This window comes from Rhodococcoides trifolii, from assembly GCF_014635345.1.
GTDB lineage: Bacteria > Actinomycetota > Actinomycetes > Mycobacteriales > Mycobacteriaceae > Rhodococcoides > Rhodococcoides trifolii.
This window is the reverse complement of the sequence record NZ_BMCU01000002.1, coordinates 995000-1019128: the sequence shown is the minus strand read 5'-3', so window position 1 is coordinate 1019128 and position 24129 is coordinate 995000. Positions and strand designations below refer to the sequence as shown.

19 protein-coding genes are annotated in these 24129 nt (G+C 66.9%); 5 read left to right on the top strand and 14 right to left on the bottom strand.

Annotated elements, in window-relative coordinates:
• Positions 1-5 precede the first annotated feature (5 nt).
• From IEW02_RS12030 to aspS, 6 genes are all read right to left on the bottom strand, one after another.
• The gene (locus IEW02_RS12030; RefSeq protein ID WP_188544994.1) at positions 6-1178 is read right to left on the bottom strand and encodes a kinase; all 1173 of its coding nucleotides are present in this window, start codon (positions 1176-1178) and stop codon (positions 6-8) included.
• A gap of 178 nt (positions 1179-1356) precedes the next feature.
• Positions 1357-2295 carry a transglutaminase family protein gene (locus tag IEW02_RS12025; RefSeq protein WP_188544993.1) on the bottom strand — a complete coding sequence of 313 codons (939 nt, stop codon included), beginning with the start codon at positions 2293-2295 and terminating at the stop codon, positions 1357-1359.
• Positions 2292-4988: a circularly permuted type 2 ATP-grasp protein gene (locus IEW02_RS12020; protein ID WP_188545313.1), complete on the bottom strand. Its 2697-nt coding sequence runs from the start codon at positions 4986-4988 to the stop codon at positions 2292-2294. Before IEW02_RS12020 ends, IEW02_RS12025 begins: the two co-directional genes overlap by 4 nt.
• Before the next feature lie 35 nt (positions 4989-5023).
• Positions 5024-8437: a transglutaminase family protein gene (locus IEW02_RS12015; RefSeq protein WP_188544992.1), complete on the bottom strand. Its 3414-nt coding sequence runs from the start codon at positions 8435-8437 to the stop codon at positions 5024-5026.
• A gap of 139 nt (positions 8438-8576) precedes the next feature.
• Complete coding sequence (locus IEW02_RS12010; protein ID WP_188544991.1) at positions 8577-9488, bottom strand: DUF389 domain-containing protein; 912 nt, start codon at positions 9486-9488, stop codon at positions 8577-8579.
• A gap of 14 nt (positions 9489-9502) precedes the next feature.
• Positions 9503-11293, bottom strand: coding sequence for an aspartate--tRNA ligase (gene aspS, locus IEW02_RS12005; RefSeq protein ID WP_188544990.1), 1791 nt, complete (start codon positions 11291-11293; stop codon positions 9503-9505).
• A 128-nt stretch (positions 11294-11421) separates the two neighbouring features.
• Here aspS and ypfJ point away from each other — a divergent pair, with 128 nt between their 5' ends.
• Together ypfJ and IEW02_RS11995 are read left to right on the top strand one after the other, a co-directional pair.
• On the top strand, positions 11422-12345 hold the full coding sequence (ypfJ, locus tag IEW02_RS12000; RefSeq protein WP_188544989.1) for a KPN_02809 family neutral zinc metallopeptidase: 924 nt from the start codon (positions 11422-11424) through the stop codon (positions 12343-12345).
• Positions 12346-13158, top strand: coding sequence for an MBL fold metallo-hydrolase (locus tag IEW02_RS11995; protein ID WP_188544988.1), 813 nt, complete (start codon positions 12346-12348; stop codon positions 13156-13158).
• Here IEW02_RS11995 and IEW02_RS11990 read toward each other — a convergent pair.
• Positions 13155-14180 carry an Rv2578c family radical SAM protein gene (locus IEW02_RS11990; RefSeq protein WP_188544987.1) on the bottom strand — a complete coding sequence of 342 codons (1026 nt, stop codon included), beginning with the start codon at positions 14178-14180 and terminating at the stop codon, positions 13155-13157. The genes IEW02_RS11995 and IEW02_RS11990 overlap by 4 nt on opposite strands.
• A 65-nt stretch (positions 14181-14245) precedes the next feature.
• On the opposite strand from IEW02_RS11990, the gene IEW02_RS11985 reads away from it, so the two are divergent.
• Positions 14246-14710, top strand: coding sequence for a DUF3237 family protein (locus IEW02_RS11985; protein ID WP_188544986.1), 465 nt, complete (start codon positions 14246-14248; stop codon positions 14708-14710).
• 7 nt (positions 14711-14717) lie between these two features.
• Positions 14718-15503 (top strand): Fic family protein, encoded by a 786-nt coding sequence (locus IEW02_RS11980; RefSeq protein WP_188544985.1) that lies wholly within the window; start codon positions 14718-14720, stop codon positions 15501-15503.
• On the opposite strand, the gene IEW02_RS11975 is transcribed toward IEW02_RS11980, so the two are convergent.
• From IEW02_RS11975 to IEW02_RS11960, 4 genes are read right to left on the bottom strand one after another with little or no spacing between them, the layout of a single operon-like run.
• Positions 15504-17489: a 5-oxoprolinase/urea amidolyase family protein gene (locus IEW02_RS11975; protein WP_188544984.1), complete on the bottom strand. Its 1986-nt coding sequence runs from the start codon at positions 17487-17489 to the stop codon at positions 15504-15506.
• The gene (locus tag IEW02_RS11970; protein ID WP_188544983.1) at positions 17486-18145 is read right to left on the bottom strand and encodes an urea amidolyase associated protein UAAP2; all 660 of its coding nucleotides are present in this window, start codon (positions 18143-18145) and stop codon (positions 17486-17488) included. Before IEW02_RS11970 ends, IEW02_RS11975 begins: the two co-directional genes overlap by 4 nt.
• Complete coding sequence (locus IEW02_RS11965) at positions 18142-18978, bottom strand: urea amidolyase associated protein UAAP1 (protein WP_188544982.1); 837 nt, start codon at positions 18976-18978, stop codon at positions 18142-18144. The genes IEW02_RS11970 and IEW02_RS11965 overlap by 4 nt, the downstream gene beginning before the upstream one ends.
• Position 18979: 1 nt before the next feature.
• Positions 18980-20524, bottom strand: a complete 1545-nt coding sequence (locus IEW02_RS11960; protein ID WP_188544981.1) for an amino acid permease — start codon at positions 20522-20524, stop codon at positions 18980-18982.
• 172 nt (positions 20525-20696) lie between these two features.
• Here IEW02_RS11960 and IEW02_RS11955 point away from each other — a divergent pair, with 172 nt between their 5' ends.
• Positions 20697-21368 carry a TetR/AcrR family transcriptional regulator gene (locus IEW02_RS11955; protein WP_308933175.1) on the top strand — a complete coding sequence of 224 codons (672 nt, stop codon included), beginning with the start codon at positions 20697-20699 and terminating at the stop codon, positions 21366-21368.
• A 3-nt stretch (positions 21369-21371) separates the two neighbouring features.
• Here IEW02_RS11955 and IEW02_RS11950 read toward each other — a convergent pair whose 3' ends face one another.
• The 3 genes from IEW02_RS11950 to IEW02_RS11940 are packed head-to-tail and all read right to left on the bottom strand — an operon-like array spanning position 21372 to position 23936.
• Complete coding sequence (locus tag IEW02_RS11950) at positions 21372-22001, bottom strand: hypothetical protein (RefSeq protein ID WP_229745954.1); 630 nt, start codon at positions 21999-22001, stop codon at positions 21372-21374.
• Complete coding sequence (gene hisS, locus IEW02_RS11945; protein WP_188544978.1) at positions 21988-23268, bottom strand: histidine--tRNA ligase; 1281 nt, start codon at positions 23266-23268, stop codon at positions 21988-21990. The genes IEW02_RS11950 and hisS overlap by 14 nt, the downstream gene beginning before the upstream one ends.
• Positions 23268-23936: an MBL fold metallo-hydrolase gene (locus tag IEW02_RS11940; RefSeq protein WP_188545312.1), complete on the bottom strand. Its 669-nt coding sequence runs from the start codon at positions 23934-23936 to the stop codon at positions 23268-23270. The genes hisS and IEW02_RS11940 overlap by 1 nt, the downstream gene beginning before the upstream one ends.
• Positions 23937-24129 lie beyond the last annotated feature (193 nt).

Here is a 24129-nt window from a genome sequence, read left to right as displayed (position 1 = left end):
CGAGGCTACGTGAGCGGGGCGTCGAAGCGTGTGCGCAGACCGTCCACGACGGAACGAGCAAAGGCCGCGGTGTCGGTGTTGCCGACGCGTTCCGCATAGTTCGCCATGATCGTCCAGCGCACGATCAGCGCCCGCGACCGCGGTACCGACAGGTGATGTTCGCGCAAAGCGGCGTTGCGTGTGTCGTCTTCGGGAAGGAACCAGTACGTGGTCAACCACAGCCAGATCAGCTGCGCGTCGAACAGTTTCGCGTCCAGCACCGCGTCGTCGGCGAGCTGCGGCCAGATGCCGACGACCTCGGCGCGCCACGCGTCGACCATCGCGCCGGCCCGCTCGGGCGAGAGTTCGAGTCGGCACAGGCACCCCGGATAGGACATCAGGTTGTAAGCGACGTCGAGTGTGGCGTCGCGGTAGCCGCCCCATTCGTAATCCATGAACCGCACGCCTTCGCCGTTGACGGTGACGTTGTCCGGACACAGATCCGAGGGGCTGAACGCCCGCATACCACCGGGACCGAAGAGCTTCGCAGCGCGGGCGACCGCGGTGGACACCGAGCACGGGACCTCCACCCGCAGCTCCGACGCCAACAGTTCGGGGACGACGGCCACCGCGTCCGCGACCTGCGCCGACAGACCGTCGACCGTGCCGGCAACGCCGACCCGAGCGAGCAGGGCGCCGAAATCGTCCTCGCGCCCCACGGTGGCCGCGTGCATGCGGCCGAGCGCCTGAGCCATGGCCATCAGGGAGTTGGTGACCGTCGATGAGTCGGGATGTACCAGAAGCGACGTGAACGGTGCCGCGTCACCCAGGTCGCTGAGTACGAGAAGCCGCGCCCCCAGGTCGTAGGCGATCAGAGCGGGCCCCGGCCGGCTCTCCGTCGCCAGCGCGGTGGAGAACTGGTAGGACACGGCCTCGCGCAGGAACGCGGTGTCGTCGCCGGCGCCCAGTCCGGTGCGCGTGGTGATATCGCGAGCGGACTCACGCACCTGCTTGATCACGAGTGTCCGCGGCAGTTGAAACGGGTTCTCCCCCACCCGAACTCGCAATACGACCGTCCGGCCACTCCCACCGAGGTCGATTGGATCGATCAACGTGACCGGTGCGCCCGTGCGCCTCGCGAGCAGGTCGCGCGCCGCAGACACGGCTTCGGTCACTGGATCCGCCAACATTGCAGTCATCTCTGTCCAACCTACCCGCAGGCGGGCAGGTCTCCCCTCAATCACATCTCGTATCGGTTACAGCTTGGTGGCCCTGGCCGGTGAGGCTCGTTCGGGCTCTCCGAAGCGGTTCGTGACCCTTCGTGCCGGGACGGGAGTTCCCGTCGACAGACCACCCTAAACCGACCGGGCGGACCGTTCAAACCGCGCGAATCGGGGCGGTGGGCAACGGCTCCACGTCCACGGACACCGAGATCGTGCTCTTGTCGGCTTCGGTGTAGATGATGCCGCGCAGCGGAGGAACGTCCTGATAGTCGCGACCCCAGGCGACCGTGGTGTATCTCTCGTCCACCAATTGGTCGTTGGTCGGATCGAACGCCAACCACGTGTCCCCCGGCAACCACACCGCGGCCCAGGCGTGCGTCGCATCGACGCCGATCATCCGTTCCTTGCCGGGTGGTGGTTGCGTCGCAAGGTATCCCGAGACGTAGCGGCCGGCCAGGCCCACCGACCGAAGGCAGGCGAGGGCGAGCCTTGCGAAGTCCTGACACACGCCCGAGCGTGCCTGCAGCACCTCCGCGACCTTCGTGGACACCGTCGTGGACCCGGACTTGTAGGTGAAGTCGGTGAAGATGCGATGCGTGAGATCGACGACGGCGTCGACGAGGGGGCGACCCGGGGTGAAGGACACCGCGGCGTACTCCCGGACATCGTCGGTGATCTCCGGGGGGACCAGATCGAGTTCGAACTCGACGGCCATCGCTCGGCCGACGTCCAGCATCGAACTCCAGGCCCGTGGGCGGGCGTTCTCCCAGGGCCCGGTGGCGTTCCACCCGGCGATTCGTGCCGGGTCGGGAGCGTCGACACACACGAGCGACCGTGCGGTCACGACCAGCTTCTCGTGATCGCGGGTGACGTGGAAGAACACGTCCTCGTTGCCGTAGACGTCTCGGCCGGTCGACTGATCCGCCGGAGAAGGGTCGACGGTGACCGACGACTCGAGCACGTCCTGACCGTCGAAGCCTCGTGGGGTGAGGAACCCGCGGCCGAACGAGGACTTCACTCGATCGGAATAGGTGTAGGTGGTCTCGTGGGTGATGGAGTACCACCGCTGATTCGGTGCGACCGACTGGTTCACGACAGAATCCGTCCGCCGCCGCTGCCCCACAGGGGCTGCGTTCCACCAGGAAGCGTGAAGTGGGTGTCCACGATGACGTTCGCCAACTCGGTGAGGGAGGCGTGGATCGAGTCGAGAAGGTCGGCGAGGTCCACCCGCGTCCCGGTGGGGTCGACGGTTTCCAGATCTTCCGGATCGACTCTGCGCAGCCGCGCGATCATTCGCTCGACCAGAGCCTCCGGCCGTGACGTACCGGTGGAGCCCGGTAGCCGCCCGAGGCCTTCCAGGGCTCGATCGAGCTGGTAGACCAGCGACCGCGGGTTACCCGCGTCGAACAGCAGAAGATCCGCCACGGCGGCGAGTCGAATTCGGCCGTGGTGACGACGCCGGTACGTCACCGACGACTCCATGGCCGCCAGAACCGATTCGATGACCGCAGTTTCCGTCACCGGAATGCGGACAGCCGTGACCGTGACGGACAGCAGCTTGGTGAGCTGGAGAGCGCGTTCGACGCGTTTGCCGACGTCCATCACGAACCAGCCGGGATCGCGCACCATCGATTCCGACGCCAGTCCGGAGACCGCCAGGATGGAGCCGACGACGGCGGACTGCGTGGTCCACAGCGGCGCTTCGTCGGTGGCCGGGGCCGCAGCGAGACCGGCGAGGGCGTTGTCGAGTCTGCTCAGTACGGCCCACGTGTCGACCGACAGTTGGTCGCGCACCGCTCGCGCCGCGTTCTGCAACCCGTCCACGGACTGGGCCAGCGAACCGGGCCGGGTCGCGTCGAGTGTGAGGGACCGGAACTCCGCGATGGCCTGACTTCGCGCGAGTTCCGCGGTGAAGCCCGGCCCGGTGCCGGACACCTGTGTCACCGCTTCGAGCAAGACCGGCAGCGCGCCGCTTCCGTCGGCCCACGGTTTGGATTGGTACTCCTGATACCGATCGCCCGCTGTCACCAGCAGACGGGCCATGTCCTCGGCGCGTTCGGAGTACCTCCCGAGCCAGAAGAGGTCGGCGAGCACACGCGGTGACGACACGCCCTCGACGCGCGCGGCGGCGTAGCGCGGGAGAACCTCCGGCTGGGCCGGGATGTAGGCGATGTCGGCGTCGGCGGGCGTCGCGCGCTGTTCCGAACGGACCCAGACGTCCTTCGCGGCGGTGCTCAGCATCGGATCGATCAGCGGATCGGTCACCAGGACTTGAGCGAGCCCGCCGTACATCGGGGTGTACCCCACCCGCTGCGCCACATCGAACAGCCGCAGACCGACGGCGCCGGGGACCACTGCTTCCCGTGGATCGTGGTGACCGGCCGGCCCTACGGGTGACGTGGCGAACTCTGGCCGGTCCTGCGCCGACCACGCCCACGGTTCGGACCCGATGCGCGCGAGGATCTGCTCGCGTGCCGCCTGCGACATGGTCGAGGCGACGTGCGCTTCCCGAGAGTCCGTGGAGCGCAACAGGAGCGAGCCGATGTTGTTCTCGATGTACGACAACGATGCGGGATCACCCGCCCAGTACGTCTCGACCGAATCGAGGAGCAGGTCCTCGTCCAGCAGGGCACGGCACAGCCGCGGCAGTAGCGGGAGGAAGGCAGGGTTCTCGAGAACTCCGGAACCGATCGTGTTGACGACCGTGACGACTCCGCGGCGCAGCACCTCGACCAGACCGACGACACCGAGGTGGGAATCCGGCCTGAGGTCGAGCGGGTCGACGTAGCTCTCGTCCACACGTCGTACGACGACGTCGACTCGCCGCAGGGTGCCGAGCGCGCGCATCCACAACGTCCCGTCGCGCACCACCAGATCGGCGGATTCGACGAGAGGAAACCCGAGTACGGACGCCAGGTACGCCTGATCGAAGGCGGTCTCCGACATCACGCCCGGGCTCAGAACGACGACCAGTGGGTCCTCGGCCGACTCGGGCGCCGCTTCCACCAGCGCGAGACGCATCGCCCGCGCGAAGTTCGAGAGTTGGCGCGGACTCGTCTTCTCGTACAGCTCCGGAACCGACCGCGACATCACCGTGCGGTCCGCGAGCGCGTAGCCCGCTCCGGACGGCGCCTGCGTGCGGTCGGCGGTGACGCGAAATTCCCCGTCCGCGAACCGGGCGACGTCCGCAGCATGGAAGAACAGCTGGTGCGGGCCAGGAACGGTGATTCCGTGCGCGGCGCGCACGTACCCGGGGTGCCCGAAGACGATCTCGGGAGGCAACAGACCCTTCCGGATCAGGGAACGGTCGCCGTAGATGTCGGCGAGGATCAGATCCAGCAACCGCGAACGCTGCACCATTCCGGCCTCGAGGACCTTCCAGTCCTGCGCGGAGACGACGTACGGCACCGAGTCCAGTTCCCACCGCACCGTGCCCGTTCCGGATACCCCGGGCCCGGGGATGGTGTTGTAGGTGATTCCGTGATCGTCGACGAGCCGCCCGACCCGATTCTGGATGCTCGTCAGAGCGTCGAGCCCGTGGTCGGTGACCGACGACACGAGATCGAGCCAGTGCGGCCTGATCCCGTGGCCGTCCTCGAGCAGTTCGTCCCGCACTCCGGTTGCCGCGGCCAGCGACCGGTAGCGCGCGAGAAGGCCCTCGGGATCAGGGGTGCCCGGTGCATGTTGGGAGCCCTGTGCCTGCTGGGAGCCCTGTGCCTGCTGGGAGCCCTGTGCCTGTGGGGTGTTCTGCGAATCCGGCGCACCGGAGATCGTTGCCTGCGCCATGTGACCCGGTGTTCCCTTCGTGACGACGTGACGTGTCACGCCAGGAACGACCCCGTTCGACGGAGATCGAGCAGCCCTGGTGCGCTGACGTCGGCGGCAAGGCGCGCTTGCTTCTCGAGTAACTTACCCAGGTCGATGCGGCCGGTCGTGAAGCCACCCTCCTCGAAGCGTCCCCCGCGGCGCGATTCCGCCTCGACGGCGTTCACCGGCGGCGCGTCGTAGGACCGTCCGCCGGGATGCACGACGTGGTAGGCGCACCCGCCGAGCGATCGCTGCGACTGCTTCTCGATCAGGTCGAAATGCAGCGGGGACTGCACCTCGATGCTGGGGTGCAGCGCGCTGGGCGGCTGCCAGGCGCGGTAGCGGACGCCGGCGACCTGAACGTCGGCTTTGCCGGTCCGCATCAGCGGCACGGGTGTGCCGTTGCACGTCAAGACGAACCGGCCGGGATCGGCTCCGGTGACGGAGACCTGGATCCGTTCGACGGACGAGTCCACGTAGCGCGCCGTACCGCCCGACGTCGATTCCTCGCCGAGGGTGTTCCACGGTTCGATCGCCCCGCGCAGTTCGATCTCCGCGTCGGCCACCACGGTGGTGCCGATGCGTGGGAAGCGGAATTCGGTGAACGGGTCGAGCCAGCTTGTGTCGAACTCGATGCCGTGATCGCGCAGATCCTCGACGACGCGTGCGATGTCGGCAATCACGAAGTGTGGCAACAGGTAGCGGCCGTGCAGGTTCTCGCCATGCCTGATCAGCGGAGCCACCAGCGGCTCCTCCCAGAACCGCGAGACCATGGACCGGACGAGCAGCGACTGCACCATCGCCATCTGGTGGTGCGGCGGCATCTCGAAGCCTCTGAGCTCGAGCAGACCGAGACGTCCGCGCGAGGAGTCCGGGCTGTACATCTTGTCGATGCAGAACTCGGCGCGGTGCGTGTTGCCGGTGAGGTCCGTCAGCAGATGTCGCAGTGCGCGATCGATCACCCACGGCGCGGGCGCGGCCTCGGGGTCGGCGGGCGTGCGCACCTCCGCGGTCCGGCGAGCGACCTCGCCGAAGGCGATCTCCATCTCGTACACCGACTCCGGACGTCCCTCGTCGAATCGCGGTGCCTGCGACGTGGGTCCGATGAACCGACCCGAGAACAGATAGGAGAGCGACGGATGGCGTTGCCAATGCGTCAGCATCGACACCAGCAGGTCCGGGCGCCGCAACAGCGGAGACTCGCGCGGTGTGGCGCCGCCGAGGGTGATGTGGTTACCGCCGCCGGTCCCGCGACCGGTGCCGTCGTTGTCGAACGCCTCCGTGCTCAGGCGCGACTGCCGCGCCTCGCGGTAGAGCGTCTGCATCAGATCGTTCTGCTCGGCCCACGACGCGGTGGGCTGGACGTTGACCTCGATGACACCCGGATCCGGTGTCACCGTGAGGGTTTGGATACGTGGATCGTTCGGCGGGCCGTATCCCTCGATGACCACGGGCGTCTCGATGCTCGCCGCCGCCGCCTCGATCCGCGCAATGACGTCGACGAAATCGTCGAGCTCGTCGATGGGCGGAAGGAACACGTGCAGGATTCCGTCGCGCACCTCGGAGACCAGCGCGGTGACGGGGTTGTCACCGGGCTCGATCCCTACCGTCATCGACGACTGGCTGTCCATGTCAGGACCGAATTCGAATCCGAACTCTCGGCGTAGTTGCCGCGGCGTCGGCAGCGGTCCACGCGCGGCGATCGGGTCGGCCGGGTTCTCGAGCCGCTTCGGCTTCCACGAGATCGCGTCGAGCGGAAGTCGCAGACCGGCCGGAGAATCGCCCTCCAGCAACACGATTCGGCCACGCCGCAATCGCCAGTCGGCACTCCCCCAGCCCGACCCGTCATCGGTGCGGTGGATGGGCAGTACGAACGCGGCGGGCTCGTCGGTGGAGCCGTCGAGCTTGGCCAGCAGTGCTGTGCGGGCGTCGGGAGTGTCCGTGCCCGGCTCGATGTCGTCCTGTCCCGAGGCGGCGGGTGGGTCGCCGTCCGGCTTCTTCAGCAGCGAGAGCAGGTGTGCGAGCGGGTCTTCGAACGCAGGGCGAGCCTGCGAGGCGGGGAATCCGAAGTCCTTCACGAGCGCCTCGACCAATTCGCGCGCTTTCGCCGGTTCGGTGGCCGGTCTCTTGCGTCCGTCCGGCAGCCACGGGTCGGCGATCAAGGTGTCGTCGTGCCACAGGCTTTCACCGTCGGTGCGCCAGAACAGCCCGATCTGCCAGCGCGGCAACGGCTCTCCCGGGTACCACTTGCCCTGACTGCGTTGGACCAAGCCGTCCGGGGCGTAGATGGTGCGCATGCGCTCGGCCAGCACGCTCGCGAGTTCGCGTTTGTGTGGCCCGTCTGCGTCGGTGTTCCACTCGGGCGCACTCGGGTTGTCGATGGCCACGAACGTGGGTTCGCCGCCCATCGTGAGCAGAATCTGCTGCCTCTCGATCCGCTCGTCGATCGTCAGGCCCGCGGTCTCGATCGCGTCCCACTGCTCGTCTGTGTACGGAAGGGTCGTGCGAGGGTCCTCGTGCACCCGGACGACGGTGTTGGAGAAGTCGAGCTCGGCCTTGCATTTGCCGACAGCTCCGGTGATGGCTGCGGCGGTCGACGGGTGGGGTGTGGCCGACAGGGGGATGTGCCCTTCCCCGGCGAACAGCCCGGACGTCGGGTCCATGCCGACCCAGCCGGCCCCGGGGAGATACACCTCGCACCACGCGTGCAGATCGGTGAAATCTTCGACCGGTCCGCTTCCGCCCTCGAGGGACTGGACGTCCTGACTGAGCTGCACCAGATATCCGGAGACGAACCGAGACGCAAGTCCCATCTCGCGCAGGATCGACACCAGGAGCCACGCCGAGTCGCGGCAGGACCCGATCGCGGTGCGGAGAGTGTGGTCGGGTGTCTGCACGCCCGGCTCCATACGAACGGAGTAGGCGACATCGCCCATGACCGCCCGGTTGATCATCGCCAGTAGCTCGATGGTCCTGATGTCACCGCGTTCACGTACCGCGGCGCGCATCTTCTCCACCCACTGTGTGACGAGCACACCCGGGCCGGATCGGTCGTCGCCCTCGTCGACCGAGCGCAGGTAGGGCTCGAGGTCGGGGAGGTCTTCCTTCTTGTACTCGAACCCGAAGTTCTCGGCCCAGTCCTCGACGAAGAAGTCCAGCGGGTTGATGGCCTCGAGGTCGGCGACCAGGCCCACGGTGATCGACAGGTGGTTCGTCCGTTCGGGGAACACCACCCGCGCAAGGAAATTACCGAAGACGTCCTGCTGCCAGTTGACGAAGTTCTCGGCGGGCTCGATGGTCAGCGAGTAGGCCTCGATGGGCGTTCTCGCGTGTGGAGCCGGGCGTAGGCGAATTTCGTGCGGATACACCTTCGTGAACCGATCGAACTGGTAACTGGTCCGATGTTCGAGTGCAACCTTGATGCCCACCGGCCGACCAACTCCTCATACGCTGCGATTCTCGAGTCCGGCCCCCGGGGCCGGTTCGCTGAAGCCACAACTCTAGAGCCGACTCCACCGGGGCGCCTGCCGACGAACAGGTGTTGCAGTCCGGCGCGTGTGCCGCTTGTCACGTCGGGGCGACGCGCCGCCGAATCATCAGAACGACGGCGGCGGACAGCACGATGCCAACCAGATTGATCGCGAGCTGCCCGACGGACAAGGCCGCGATTCGCCAGGACCCGACCATCGCAGCCACGACCGCGAAGCCGGCCGCCGGGACCGTGGTGACCGAGATGAAGACGCCGACCAGAGCCGCCGATTTCGACGAGAGCAACGCGAGCATGCCCGCAGCACCGGCTAGTACCGCGACGACAAGTGAAGCGGGCCCCACCGAATAGATGAAGTCGACCTGTTGGAGATCGTCGATGGTGCTGTACTGAAACCACCCGAATATCTCGGCCAGCAGCGCAAAGATCGCGGTGACGGCCATGGCCAGCGGGAAGCCGACGACCAGTGCGATCGACGACCGTTTGACCAACCGCGACCGACGGAGGACGAGGCCGACGGCGAGGGCGGCCAGCGGTCCGAATTCTGGACCCACCACCATTGCCCCCACGATCGTCACCGGCGAATCGGTGATGACACCGACCGCGGCGAGCAGGCAGGCGATGGTCAGGAAGGACGTGAACGTGATGTTCAGCGTCGACTCCTCCTTGGTGCGCACCAGAAGCTCGTCCCACACGATGGCGTCGTCCGGGTCACCCGGTGCGGCACGCTCCGCCCTGTCCGCCCGCTCGGACAACGTCGCCGCAATCGTCGTCACCGTGATCGCTCCGGACTGGACAAGCCCCAACGTGCGCAACGCGTCGAGCACCTCGTTCGAGCTCTCCCGAGTGACGTCGGCCTCGACGACGTCGCCGGCGGGTTCGATGGCGGCACCGCGGAACAGCATCAGGTGGGCGACCCCGACGCAACCTCGCAAAATCTCGACCACCCGATCCGTCGAGTCGGGTGGAGTCAGCACGCGGATGTGCTGCACGGCCGCCAACTCTGTCAGTCCTTCGTGATCTGGGACTCGGCCTTCTTCTCGGGCTTGGCGTCGATACCGGACTCCTTGCGCTGCTGCGCAGTGATCGGAGCCGGAGCGTCGGTCAGCGGATCGACGCCGCCACCGGACTTCGGGAACGCGATCACCTCACGAATGGAGTCGACGCCGGCGAGCAGCGCCGTGATGCGGTCCCATCCGAAGGCAATTCCGCCGTGGGGCGGCGCGCCGAAAGCGAACGCGTCGAGCAGGAAGCCGAACTTCTCCTGCGCTTCGGCCTCGTCGATACCCATGACCGCGAACACGCGTTCCTGAATGTCCTTGCGGTGGATACGAATACTGCCGCCACCGATCTCGTTGCCGTTGCAGACGATGTCGTAGGCGTAGGCGAGCGCCGAACCGGGGTCGCTGTCGAAAGTGTCCATCGACTCCGGCTTGGGCGAGGTGAACGCGTGGTGCACCGCTGTCCACGATCCGGAGCCGACCGCGACGTCGCCACTGGCGGTCGCGTCGGACGTCGGCTCGAACAGCGGCGCGTCGACGATCCACACGAACGCCCACTCGCTCTCGTCGATCAGGCCTTGCTTCTTCGCGATCTCCCCGCGAGCGGCGCCCAGCAGTGCGCGTTGGGCCTTGACCGGACCGGCGGCGAAGAACACGCAGTCGCCCGGCTGCGCGCCGACGTGCGCGGCCAGACCGTCACGCTCGGTGTCGGACAGGTTCTTGGCGACGGGACCGCCGAGGGTGCCGTCCTCCTGCACCAGCACGTAGGCCAGTCCCTTCGCGCCGCGCTGCTTGGCCCAGTCCTGCCACGCGTCGAGCTGGCGTCGGGGCTGAGACGCACCACCCGGCATGACGACCGCACCGACGTACGGCGCCTGGAACACCCGGAACGGAGTCTCGGCGAAGTACTCGGTGCACTCGACCAACTCGACACCGAAGCGCAGATCCGGCTTGTCCGATCCGTAGCGACGCATCGCCTCCGCGTAGGTCATGCGCGGGATGGGGCTGGTGATCTCGTACCCGATCAGGTTCCACAGCGATGTGAGAATTTCCTCGGCGAGAACGATGACGTCGTCCTGCGTCACGAAGCTCATCTCGACATCGAGCTGGGTGAACTCGGGCTGCCGGTCGGCACGGAAATCCTCGTCGCGGTAGCAGCGCGCGATCTGGTAGTACCGCTCGATGCCGCCGACCATCAACAGCTGCTTGAACAGCTGCGGGCTCTGCGGCAACGCGTAGAAGCTGCCCGGCTGCAGACGCGCGGGGACGAGGAAGTCGCGGGCACCCTCGGGAGTGGAGCGGGTGAGCGTCGGCGTCTCGACCTCGACGAATTCGTGGTGCGCCAGAACGGTGCGCGCCGCTGCATTGACCTTGGAGCGCAACCGGATTGCGTGACCCGGTCCGGGACGGCGCAGGTCGAGGTAGCGGTACTTCAGCCGAGCTTCCTCGCCGGGCGTCTCGTCGAGCTGGAACGGCAGGGGCGCGCTCTCGCCGAGAACCTCGAGTGCGGTCACGTTGACCTCGACGGCACCGGTGGCGATCTCGTAGTTCTGGTTGCCTTCGGGGCGGAGCTCGACGGTGCCGGTGATCTTGACGCAGAACTCGGACCGCAGACGATGGGCCTGCTCGGCGGCGACACCCTCGCGAAAGACCGCCTGCGCGACCCCGGACGCGTCGCGGAGGTCGATGAAGATCACCCCGCCGTGGTCACGGCGCCGGGCTACCCACCCGGTCAGAGTGACTTCTCTGTCGGCGTGCTCGGCTCGTAGCGAACCGGCGAGGTGCGTGCGCAGCACAGGTTTCCTTCCGTGACGGGGATGTTCAAGGTGATCTTACGGAGCACGTCCACCGAGATCCGAAGGCCGGTCTGTCGAATGCGGGAAGGCCGGAGGCCGGTCGGCCCAAATATGCGAAGCTGTCCGGCATGACGTTCGACGACAACGCCCGTATCGACTCCAGCCGGGTCTCGCGCAGCGGCGGCGGTGGCCGCGGCGGCAAGCTCGCGATCGGTGGCGGCGCCGGCGGCCTCATCATCATCGTGATCGCACTCGTCCTCGGCGTCGACCCGAGTTCGTTGACCGGCGGCGGCACCACCGAAGCGCCGTCGTCGAGTCAGGCCGGTGCCATCACCGACTGCGACACCGGCGCGCAGGCCAACGCGAACGTGGACTGCCGGGTCGCGGCCACGATCAACAGCCTCGACCAGGTGTGGGAGTCCGAGCTGCAGAAGCAGACCGGGACCGCGTACGTGCAACCGGAGGTGCAGTTGTTCTCCGGCGCGGTGAACACCGGCTGCGGTCAGGCCAGCAGCGAGGTCGGACCGTTCTACTGCCCTGCCGATTCGACGGCGTACTTCGACACCAGTTTCTTTCAGGTACTCGTCGACCAGTTCGGTTCCAGCGGTGGACCGTTGGCGCAGGAATACGTCGTCGCCCACGAAGTCGGCCACCACATCCAGAACCAGCTCGGCGACATCGGCCGCGCCCAGAACGACCCCAGTGGCCCGGAATCCGGCTCCGTACGAACGGAACTGCAAGCCGACTGCTACGCCGGCATCTGGGCCAACTACGCCGACGACCTCCCCGCTCCCGGCAGCAGCGAACCCCTTCTCGATCCTTTGACCGACCAGGACATCTCCGACGCGTTGTCGGCGGCCTCGTCGGTGGGCGACGATCGGATCCAGCAGGCCTCGACCGGTCGAGTCAGCCCGGAAGGCTGGACCCACGGCTCGTCCGAACAGCGACAGAACTGGTTCCTGACCGGGTACCGCACCGGTCAGGTCTCCGCGTGCGACACCTACGGCGCGCCGGACCTCGACAACCCCGCCGGTCTGCAGGGCGCTCGATAGGTGGCCGACCGCCCGATCTGCATCACCTGCGGGGTCGCCGTCGACCTCGACCGGTTCGACCGCGACGACTGCGTGATCTGCACCGACGACAGGCAGTACGTCGGGTACGACGGTCAACAGTGGACGACGCTGACGGAGCTCCGAGCCGGACACACCAATGCCGTCCGCGAGGAAGCGCCGGGACTGTGGGGCGTCGGCACCGAACCGGCGTTCGCCATCGGTCAACGCGCACTGATCGTGCCCGGGGAGGGCGGAAATCTGTTGTGGGACTGCATCTCCCTCGTCGACGGGCCCACTGTGGACCGAGTGAATCAATTCGGCGGCCTCGCTGCGATCGCGATCTCGCACCCGCACTACTACAGCTCGATGGTCGAGTGGAGCGAGGCGTTCGGCGGTATCCCGATCTACCTCCACGGTGACGACGAGAAGTGGATCAGGGCGTCGGGAAACACCCGCACGTGGGACGGTGACACGGCCGAAATCCTGCCCGGGAGAACGTTGCTCAATCCTCGGGTTCACTTCGCCGGAGGAACCGTCGTGCACTGGGCCGGTACCGACGGTCGAGGGGCTCTGTGCACCGGCGACATCGTTCAGGTGGTGGCCGACCATCGGTGGGTGAGCTTCATGTACAGCTACCCGAATTTGATTCCCGAGCACCCGGACACTGTGCGGCGGACGGTGAAGCTGTTGTCGCCCTACGAATTCGAGACCATCTACGGTGCGTGGTGGGGACGGGTGGTGCCCGCGGACGCCAAACGCGCGGTCACCCGATCGGCACGCAGATACCTCGAGCACCTAGGGCTGACTCTCTAGAACAGCATCAGCGCAGGCTCTTTCGTCGGCTTCACCGGCTGCGGGAGATCGTGCACCGCCCGCGCGCCGACCGGGTCGAGATCGGCCAGAGCACGCTTCGCGAGCAGTGGGGTCACTTTCTCGCGCAGCCAATTCTTGTATTCCGGAGTGACGTAGGCGCCGCGGCCGTAGAGCTGCCGATAGCGCCGTACGAGCGCGGGGTGCTCCTCGGCGAGCCAACTCATGAACCATTCCCGAGTGCTCCCGCGCAGGTGCATGGGCATGGCCGACACGCCCGTGGCGCCCGCGTCCTCGATGGCTCCGATCAGCGTTTCCAGGTGCTTGGACGAGTCGGTGAGAAACGGAATCACCGGTGCCACCAGAACATTGCAGGACAATCCCGCGTCGGTGATCGCGCGAATCAGATCCAACCGCGCCCGCGGCGACGGTGCACCCGGCTCGAGGGATTTCTGAAGGTCGACGTCGTGGAACGCCAGGCTCACACTCACCTGCACGTTCACCTTCGTGGCGGCGAGCGCCAACAGCGGTAGATCTCGACGAATCAACGTCCCCTTGGTCAGGATCGAGAACGAGGTGCCCGATTCGGTGAGCGCGCGAATGATGCCGGGCATCAGGCGATATCGGCCCTCGGCGCGTTGATACGGGTCGGTGTTGGTGCCCAGTGCGACCGGTTCACGCTTCCACGACGCCCTGGCCAATTCCTTGCGCAGCACCGGCACGATGTTGGTCTTCACCACGATCTGCGAGTCGAAGTCTCGCCCCGCATCGAGATCGAGGTATTCGTGGGTGGGACGTGCGAAGCAGTAGCGGCAGGCGTGCGAGCAGCCGCGCGCCGGGTTGATGGTCCACTTGAACGGCATGGACGAATCCTCGGGCACCTTGTTCAATGCGCTCTTGCACAGCACCTCGTGGAACGTGATGCCTTCGAACTCGGGCGTCTGCACCGTGCGGACGAGGCCGGCGCGTTCCAGACCGGGCAGTGCCCCGTCGGGTGCGTCCAGCGACTGTCCCTGCCACCTCATGCGTCACAGTCGAACATCTGTTCTAGTCGGTGTCAAGCCGGTCTCAGCCGCTATAACCTGTGGGTGTGACCGCACCGATCCTGCCGACGCTCGAGCCCCTACTCACCTTGGTGATCGAGACGGGAGACGGGTACGACATCGGCGACTCCCCCGCCGGCGCCGACGTCGTCGTTCCCGTCACGGGGGGAACCGTCGACGGGCCCGGAATCTCCGGTCGCATTCTTCCCGGCGGCGTCGACGTCCGGACCACCAGAGCGGACGGATCGACGACATACACCGCGGACATGGTCGTGGACACCGCCGACGGACTTCTTCGATTGCACTGCACCGGCTTTCGGTTCGGCTCCACGGAGGTCACCGCCGCCGTCGCCGAGGGGCAGACGGTCGATCCCGCGCTCTACTATTTCCGAGGCACACTCGAGGTGACCACGGCGGTGCGGGAACTGACCTATCTCAACCGGGCGCTTCTGGTGACCTCGGGCGCGCAGGACGCAGAGTCCGTGGTGCTCGCCGCGTTCCTCGTCACCTAGCAGCGCGGTGGACGCCGCTGCCGCTGTCCGCGTCGCAATCACCAGCGCGGGCCTCGAGGGCTGGAACCCCACTCCCGACGAGGTGACGGCGTTGACCGCACTCGCCGAGGGCAGTTGCTCGTTCGAGCATTTCGCGGAGTCGGCGGGCGCGGCGCAGGGCAACCGCGCGGGTAACCGTCGACCGTTCGGGTCGATGCGCCGTGCCGGCTATACCGTTCCCGGAACCACGGTGTTGCGCAATCGCTTCGGCATCGTCGACCCGGAGGCGGCACATCGTATCGAGTTCGCTCTCGCCGCCGGACGGACCTGCGAACTGCACCTCGGCCTGGACGGCATGGTTCCCCGGTCTGCGCGGGGCTTGCTCGAGGTCCACCGACACCTCTTCCGCGACATGTACCCGTGGGCGGGGTCGGTGCGCACGGTGCAATTGTCGAAGAACGGGACGAAGTTCGCCTCGGTCGGCCGCATCGCGGAATACTTCGACGAGATCAACGCGCTCGTCGACGGCGCACGATGGCCCGAACTCGATCACGGGTCCCTGGCGTACGTGTGCAGTGCCCTGTACGCGGTGATGAACCAGGCTCACCCGTTCCGGGACGGCAACGGCCGAGCCGGACGCGCCTTTCTGTGCGAGCTGACGCGCGAGACTGCGTTCCACATCGACTACTCGCACACCGACCGCGCGGAATGGGTTGCTGCATCCATCGATTCGGCACCGATGCGTTCGAACGGTACGCCGTCGCCGCGGCCGTTTCTGCCCATCTTCCGCGCCGTGGTGCAGCCCAGCGACTGATCAGACGCCCGTGGTGGCGAACTCACCGGCGGCGGACCACGCGTCTCGTTCGGTCCCGAAAGCCTCGGACTGACCTTTGCGGAACAGTGCTATCGACTCGGCGTTCGATTCCAGGAACGCTTCGTGTTCAGCGAGCGAGAACCGTCCATCGGTGATCTCGACTCCCGCGCCGCGGCCCGCCGCGAGATCGGCGCGCATGTCGAGGAGTTCCTCGGCGGTGACCGGGTACCAGGAAATGCGGTCGAAGAACCGAAGCAGCCAGGGACTGCCCTCCTCGAAACCCGGCACGACGGAGGGGAACCGATGGTTCCACACCTGCGTGGTGCGGCCCACGAACTGGTATCCGCCGGGACCTTCCATACCGTAGATGCAGAGGTACGCGCCACCGATTCCTACCGCGTTCTCCGGCGTCCACGTGCGGGCCGGGTTGTACTTGGTGGTCACCAACCGGTGCCGCGGATCGAGCGGAGTCGCCACGGGCGCACCGAGATACACATCGCCCAACCCGAGAACCATGTAGTCGGCGTCGAACACGGTGTCGTACACGTCGTCCACGCTGTCGAGACCGTTCATTCGCCTGATGAACTCGATGTTCCACGGGCACCACGGGGCATCCGCGCGCACACCGTGCATGTAGCGCTCGGTTGCCTCACGGGTGGACGGGTCGTCCCAGGACAGCGGAAGACGCACCGAGCGCGACGGCACCGACAATTCGGAGGTGTCGGGCAGTGCGTCCTCGACCTCACCGAGCATGTCGAGCAGCGATCGCGCCGGCATGACGTCCGGATCGAACTTGATCTGTAACGACCGTATCCCCGGCGTCAGGTCCCGCAACCCCCGTGGCGCCGCGTCCTCGACGGCGCGGTGCAATGCATGCACCCGCGCGCGTAACGCGAGATCGAGTGTCATCGAACCGTATTCGACGAGAATGTTGTCGTCACCGGACCGGCGATACGTGACGACAGTGGCTGCGTCTCGTCGCCCGACGACACCGTCGTCGCCGTCTCCACCGCGGGAGAAGACGGCCGGTATCGAGGCGCGCCGGTCCCTGCCCAGGGACGACGGCGACGCGGCATGCGACTGTTCGACGGCCACGAACCGCACCGAATCACCCGGACGGAGCTGGCCGAGCTTCCACCGCTCCGCGGCGACGACCGTCACCGGGCACACGAACCCGCCCAGACTCGGCCCGTCCGGACCGAGCAGAATGGGAGTGTCACCTGTGAAGTCCAGCGCCCCAACAGAATATGCGTTGTCGTGAATGTTCGACGGATGCAAGCCGGCCTCGCCGCCGTCGGTGCGCGCCCAGTCCGGGCGCGGTCCGATCAGGCGGACTCCGGTGCGATCGGAATTGAAGTGCACCTCGTAATCGGTGTCGAACACGGTGTCGATGTCGGCCCGGGTGAAGAATTCGGGCGCTCCGTGCGGTCCCTCGGTGACGGCGATCTGCCAGCTGTCGGTCAGTGCGGGAACGTGTTCCGACGGAATCGACTGCGGAACGGAGTCTCTGGCGACAGCGTGGGTGGTCAGCACGTCACCCGCGGCGAGGACTCGACCGTGATGCCCGCCGAATTTTCCCAGCGTGAATGTTGCTGCACTGCCCAGGTACTCCTCGGCGTCCAACCCACCTCGGACCGCGACGTAGGTTCGCATTCCGTGACCGCTCACCGTCCCGACGTCGAGAACGCCTCCTGCGGGTACGGAAATCGGCGAGAACCGCTCGACCGCAACGCCGTCGACCGTCACCGGAGCATCGGCGCCCGTGACGCACACGACGGCGTCGTTCTCGAAGCGCAGGGCCGGACCGACCACGGTGGCTTCGAGGCCGCAGGCTCCCTCGGCGTTGCCCACGGCGACGTTGGCCAGTCGGAACGACACGTCGTCCATCGGACCGGACGGGGGCACTCCGACCTGCCAGTATCCGACGCGACCCGGCCAATCCTGCACCGTCGTCATCATTCCGGGACGGAGAACGTCCATCTTCATCGGCTCGGCTTCCCACGGGTCACGATCATGCGAACCGGCGTGGGATCGAATCCGTTGCAGGGGTTGTTGATCTGCGGGCAGTTGGACACCAGGACGAGGACGTCCATCTCGGCGCGCAGCGCGATGCGCTTGCCGGGTGCGGAGAGACCGTCGACGATGCCGAGGGAGCCGTCGGGATCGACCGGCACGTTCATGAAAAAGTTGATGTTGGGCACCAGATCCCGTTTGCCGAGCCCCCAGCGACTACCTTCGATCAGGAAGTTCTCGACGCACGCGTGCTGGTGCTTGGTGTGATGGCCGTAGCGCAAGGTGTTCGATTCCTGCGAGCAGGCACCGCCGACGGTGTCGTGGTTGCCCACTTCGTCGGCGACGATGGTCATCAGCGGTTCCGATTCTGCGCCGAGCAGTACCGTGCCCGTTCCGAGAAACAGATTGCGTTGCGCTACAACGGTTGCGGCCGAGCTGTACCGCACGGTGCGGTCGTCCGCTCCGTAGATCAGCGTGTCGACGGCTTGATTGCCTTCGAGATCCACGATCGTGAGCACGTCACCGGCCGCGACGACGGCCGACCACGGCGCGCGGGCACCGGCTGTCGAGTCGTGGAGAACCGTTCCGGGGACCAGGGCGAGGTCGGCGGCATCCAGTGTGAGGGTCATCGCTGTAAGTCCTTGTCGAACGTCGTTGCATTCCAGGCATCGTCGGAGTTGGCAACCGCTCGGAGGTACTCCGGATCGGCCTCGGTGATGTCGTCGAGATCGTCGGGGGCGTCCCAGGCGATCACTTCGAGCGTCGTCGTCTCGAATGTCGGCGACGGGTCGAGCGGGTGGGCCGTGTTGACCAGCACCACGATCAGCGGCAGATGCAGAACGAGCTCGACGGCGGTGTCCGCGCCGGCGGAACCGGTCGAGACGAGTCCTCCGCGGGCTCCGGCGCGCACGCCGTGGAAGAACGACAGGCTGGGCGGCACGTCCCGCGGTTTCAATCCGTTCTTCGCCGCGGCGAGGACGAACAGTTCGCGTCCTGCGGGCGAGGGCGAATGCGCCTCTCCCGCTCCGTATCGCGCGGTGTTGGTGCGCAGCGTCGTGGTTCCGCACAGCGCGTCATGACGACCGGACGTGTCGGAGACCACGGTGGCGAGTACCCGGCCCTGATCCGACAGGAGTGGGTGACCTGCCCCGAGGTACGCCTGCCACGGCACCTTGACCGTGTCGGCGACGTTCAGCCGCTCCCAGGGTGCGTCGGCTCGGTACAGCATCACGTGCGCGCAGGCGGCGCCGGCCACGTCCCGCAACCTGATTCGGGTGCCGCGTGTCAGCACCTTGCTGGTATATCGGCCGCCTGGAACCGATTCGGCCCAGGTGAGTCGGTGCGGCGCCACCCCCTCGGGCGGTGAGGGCCAGGCGCTGGCCGGGACCACCGGCATGGCGTCGGTGATCGAACCTGCCTGCGCCCGTGCGTGATCACGGGCTGCGGCGGTGGTCGCGGTCATCTCATGCTCCGATCGTGACGGTGTTGGGGTGCGTCCTGCCGCGGGGGAAGCACAGTGCGCCCACGATCACCACGGCGAGAACGGTCAGCGGGGCGGCGAAACGCAGAATCGGCATCTCGCCTGCGGGATCGAAGATCTCCGCGCGAGGCCACGAGAGGTTCACGACCATCACCAGGCCGTAGACCACGGCGAGGATGTTCACGGGCAGACCCAGAACTCCGAGGGAGAACAGCGGTTTGCCGTCGGCGTCCACCTGCGCGGTCCTGCGTGGCCATCCCTTCAGCCGTTGCACGAGGAGCGGGACGGTCACCATCAGGTACGCCAGATAGATCAGCACGATGCACACGCTCGACAAGGTGGTGAAGATGGCCGAGTTGCCGACGTTGACGGCGAGGATGCCGACGCACCCCAGACCGATCACCACCGACGGACCGATGGGTGTTCCGGTGCGGCCGTTCACAGTCGAGAGCGCACGGGAGAACGGAAGTCGTCCGTCGCGCGCCATCGAGAACATCAGACGAGACGCCGCGGTCTGAATGGCCAACGTGCAGATCAGGATTGCGATGGACACGTCGATCAGCAGGACCGTCCCCCACGGTGAGGACAGGACTGCGCCGAGGACGTACGGCAGGCCCTGCGTCGCCAACTCACCGTCCGTCAGGCTCGGCGCCGCCATCAACGCACCGATGATCATCAGGCCGCCGCCGAGAGCCGACACGGACAGTGCGAGCCGGATCGTGCGGGGTGCGACGCGTCGCGGGTTCTTCGTCTCCTCCGCCAGCTCGCCGGCCGAGCCGAACCCGACCATGACGTAGGCGGCCATCAGCCCCGAGACGATCCACGCACCGATGTAGCCGGAACCGCCCGGCACACTGCCGGTGTCGAACACCACCTGCGGCCCGCGCTGAGCGTGCGTGAAGAAGACGCCGATGACCGCAATGACACCGATGATCTCGCAGGTCACCCCGATGCTGTTGATGCGTGACATCCAGTTCACGCCGAGGCAGTTGATGGTGGTGGTGATCACCAGCAGCACGGATCCGAGGATCACGGCGTTGGCGGCACCGCTCGGTGAGGTCAGGGCGGTGTCGTCGCCGACGAACTGAAAACCGCTCCACACCGAGGGCAGGACCACCTGGAGCGCGATGGCGGCGGCCGACGCGGTGACGATCTGCGCGATGATCATGAACCACCCCGCGAACCAGCCGATCACTTCCCCGCCCATGCGCCGGGACCACTGGTAGATCGCGCCGGAGATGGGGAACCGCGCCGCGAGTTCGGCGAAGTTCAGCGCGACCATGAACTGACCGATGAACACCACGGGCCACGTCCAGAAGAAGGCAGGGCCGGCGAAACCGAAACCGAGGCCGAACAATTGGAAGATGGTGGTGAGAATGGAGACGAACGAGAACCCGGCCGCGAAGGAGGCGTAGCGACCGAGCGATCGGTGCAGCTGTTGCTCGTATCCGAAGTCGGCGAGATCGCCCGAATCGGCCGCGCCGGTTGCTCCCGAGCGGGAGCCTGGAGGTAGCAGTGTGTCGCTCATGGACGTGTACTCCCGCGTGCTGGAAACCGGTTATCTGTCAATTGACAGTTAAGCGTGATCCGGAGTCCGTCGGGTGTCGTGCGTGTGACCGAAACAGCTGCGCACGTTACGAGTTCGTTTCTCCCGTGTCGCCGCCATGACCGAGTCCTCACCTGCTGACACAATGACCACCATGACTTCGATCGGAGCTGGTCGGCCACGTCTCGGAGCCCGCAAGAGGCCCGGTGCGACCGCTCGGGACGAAATCCTCGATGCCGCTGCGGAACTGTTCACCACGCAGGGATTCACCAGCACGTCCACCCGTGCGATCGCCGACGCCGTCGGGATACGGCAGGCCTCGCTTTATCACCACTTCGGAACGAAGGACGACATCCTCGCGGCACTCCTGGTCGGGACCGTCGACGCGCCACTCGCGCACGCACGCGAGTTGCGTGGGCTCACCGAAGACGCCGTGTTGCGGCTCTACACACTCGCATGGTTCGACGCGGGCCAGCTCGCCCACTCTCGTTGGAACCTGGGCGCCCTGTACTTCCTGCCCGAACTGGCCAACGAGAGGTTCGAGCCGTTCCGCGCGCAACGCACCGACCTGATGGCCTTCTACACCGAATTCTCCCGTGCCGCCGTCGTGGCCATCGGCGCTCTCGACCCTGCGGACACCGCCACCGCGGCTCTCCCGTTCAGGCTCGTCGAGTCGGTGATCAACACCCGCTCGGATTTCGGAGAACCGGCGGGTAGGACGGCGGTCACCATCGCCGACGCCGCGATCCGCGCTCTGGGCTGGACCGGTCCCCCCGGGGAGTTCGAGGGACCGGCACGCGCACTGCTGAACTCGACCGATCGCTGAACGTCAGTCGCTGAGTTCGGCCACTTCTCGGTCCGTCAGAACCGTCCCCTGCTCGCGGCCGGCGTTCTTCACCATCGTCACCGCCGCGTAGAGCGGTCGCTCGGCCAGCCCGGCGTCCCGTGCCTCCGCACGCAACTGCTTGATCAGCACCGACGCCGCTGCCGCAGCCGGAACCAAGGCAGCCGACGACAGAGCATTCGCGAGAGAGCGCAGGCCCATGGGTTGCAGCTCGCGCCCACCGTTGACGGTGTACAGCGCCAACGCGACCGTCACGCTGGCGTTGCCGTCGCTGACGCGCAGCAGAACCTGGCTCACCTTCGCGGCACGCACCACGACTTCCACCGAGACGGCTTCCGCGAAATCGACGTGACGACTGCGTAATCGGAACCGCTGATGGACCGTCGTACCGTCGATCCACGTGTGATGCCGAGCGACGAGGAGAATTAAGACCACCGGCGGGACGGCCAGAACGACCGTGAGCAGAACGCCCAGGAGAAACGACGACGCCAGGAACCCGACCACGACACCGAGCACCACCGCAACGGCGCCGACGAGGGCCGAGGCGCGACTCAACCGTGGGGCCAGCAGCTCCGGCGGAATCAAATCCAGGTCGGTGATCTCACCCTTCGCCAAGAATCGCCTCCACGCGCGCCAGAACATCGCCGAGCGGAACGGACTCCTGCTCTCCCGTCGCGAGAACCTTGACGCCGATCTCGTCGGCCTCGATGTCGCGCTCCCCCAAGACGAGAGCGATGCGAGCACCGGATCGATCGGCTGCCTTCATCGCACCCTTGACGCCGCGACCGCCGTACGCGAGGTCCGTACGCACACCGGCGTGACGGAGGTCCTTCGCGATGACGGCCAACCGGCGCATCGCGTCGTCGCCCATCGGCACCCCGAAGACGTCGCACCGGCGCGATTCTCCGACGCCGACGCCCTCGGCCGCGAGCGCGAGGACGGTCCTGTCGACTCCGAGCCCGAATCCGATGCCGGACAACGGCTGTCCCCCCAGCTGCGCCATCAGACCGTCGTAACGCCCACCGCCGCCGATGCCCGACTGTGCACCGAGACCGTCGTGGACGAACTCGAAGGTGGTCTTGGTGTAGTAGTCCAGACCGCGGACCATGCGGGGGTTGACCACGTACGGAACGCCCAGCGCGGTCAGATGCTCGAGCACGGCGTCGAAGTGCTCCTTGGCCGGCGCGGACAGGTGGTCGAGCATCAACGGTGCGTCGGCGGTCATTTCGCGCACGTGCGGGCGCTTGTCGTCGAGCACCCGCAACGGGTTGATCTCCGCGCGGCGACGGGTGTCCTCGTCGAGGTCGAGGCCGAAGAGGAACTGCTGCAACAGCTCTCGATACTGCGGGCGGCAGCTGTCGTCACCCAACGAGGTGATCTCGAGACGGAACCCGGTCAGACCCAGACTGCGAAAACCGGTGTCCGCCACGGCGATCACCTCGGCATCCAAAGCGGGGTCGTCCACCCCGATCGCTTCCACACCGACCTGCTGCAGCTGTCGGTAGCGTCCGGCCTGCGGCCGCTCGTAGCGGAAGAAGGGTCCGTTGTACGACAGCTTCACCGGGAGCGCCCCGCGATCGAGGCCGTGTTCGATGACCGCGCGCATCACACCGGCGGTGCCCTCGGGACGCAACGTGACGCTGCGATCCCCCCGGTCGGCAAAGGTGTACATCTCCTTGCTGACCACGTCGGTGGACTCACCGACACCGCGGGCGAAGAGCCCGGTGTCCTCGAAGATCGGCAGCTCGATGTGGCCGTACCCGGCCAAACGGGCGGACCGCACCAGGCCGTCGCGCACCGCCACGAACGCGGCCGAGTCGGGCGGCAGATAGTCGGGAACGCCTTTCGGCGCCGCAAAACTGCTGACGTGTTCCTTGCTCATCACGCGCCGCCCAAGCCCGACAGGAACGGGTTGTTCGCTCGCTCGTCACCGATGGTGCTGGTGCCGCCGTGCCCGGGCAACACCACGGTGCTGTCCGCGAGCGGCAGAAGCCGGTCTCGAATGGACCGAAGAAGCTGTTCGTGGTCGCCGCCGGGCAGGTCCGAACGACCGACCGAACCGGCGAAGAGCGTGTCCCCCGACAGCACGACGGCGCTCTGCGGATCCACCTCGACGCGGAACACGACCGACCCCTGGGTGTGACCGGGGGTGTGGTCGACGCCGAACGTGATGCCCGCCAGCTCCAGCGACTCGCGATCGGTGAGCTCCACGACCGTCTCCGGTTCGGTGAAGGTCATTCCGCCGATGAACGGGGCCAGCGCCGGACCGATGGCCGAACCGGGGTCGAGCAACATGTAGCGGTCCGCGGGGTGCACGTACAGCGGGACGCCGAACTTGTCGCACACCGGCTGCGCGTCCCACATGTGATCGAGGTGCCCATGCGTCAACAGAACCGCGACCGGCGTCAGCTGCGACTCGTTCAGGAAGTTGATCAACGGTGCCATCGACTCCTGCCCCGGGTCGACGACGACGCATTCGGCGGCCCCGTCGTGAGCGAGGACGTAACAGTTGGTCTGGAACATCCCGGCAGGGAATCCGGTGACGAGCACGGTGGTGGACTCCTCGAGTACGTGGGGCGGCAAGCATGGGGCGGTGGCGAAAAGAATGGCGGAGACTCCACCCTAAGCTGCGGGGCTCGCACCCGGCATAACGGGCTCGCTCGCCCGGGTCAGTGGCCTCTCAGGTTCGCCTGGCACACTTTGCCGGTCAGCCGAGGCCCGAGAGTCCGTCCGCCCCGAGGAA

Bases quoted from the DNA above. Each gene is read 5' to 3' on its own strand.
- IEW02_RS12030 (WP_188544994.1), bottom strand. From the start codon at position 1,178: ATGACTGCAATGTTGGCGGATCCAGTGACCGAAGCCGTGTCTGCGGCG.
- IEW02_RS12020 (WP_188545313.1), bottom strand. From the start codon at position 4,988: ATGGCGCAGGCAACGATCTCCGGTGCGCCGGATTCGCAGAACACCCCA.
- ypfJ (WP_188544989.1), top strand. From the start codon at position 11,422: ATGACGTTCGACGACAACGCCCGTATCGACTCCAGCCGGGTCTCGCGC.
- IEW02_RS11990 (WP_188544987.1), bottom strand. From the start codon at position 14,180: ATGAGGTGGCAGGGACAGTCGCTGGACGCACCCGACGGGGCACTGCCC.
- IEW02_RS11975 (WP_188544984.1), bottom strand. From the start codon at position 17,489: ATGAAGATGGACGTTCTCCGTCCCGGAATGATGACGACGGTGCAGGAT.
- IEW02_RS11970 (WP_188544983.1), bottom strand. From the start codon at position 18,145: ATGACCCTCACACTGGATGCCGCCGACCTCGCCCTGGTCCCCGGAACG.
- IEW02_RS11965 (WP_188544982.1), bottom strand. From the start codon at position 18,978: ATGACCGCGACCACCGCCGCAGCCCGTGATCACGCACGGGCGCAGGCA.
- IEW02_RS11960 (WP_188544981.1), bottom strand. From the start codon at position 20,524: ATGAGCGACACACTGCTACCTCCAGGCTCCCGCTCGGGAGCAACCGGC.
- IEW02_RS11955 (WP_308933175.1), top strand. From the start codon at position 20,697: ATGACTTCGATCGGAGCTGGTCGGCCACGTCTCGGAGCCCGCAAGAGG.
- hisS (WP_188544978.1), bottom strand. From the start codon at position 23,268: ATGAGCAAGGAACACGTCAGCAGTTTTGCGGCGCCGAAAGGCGTTCCC.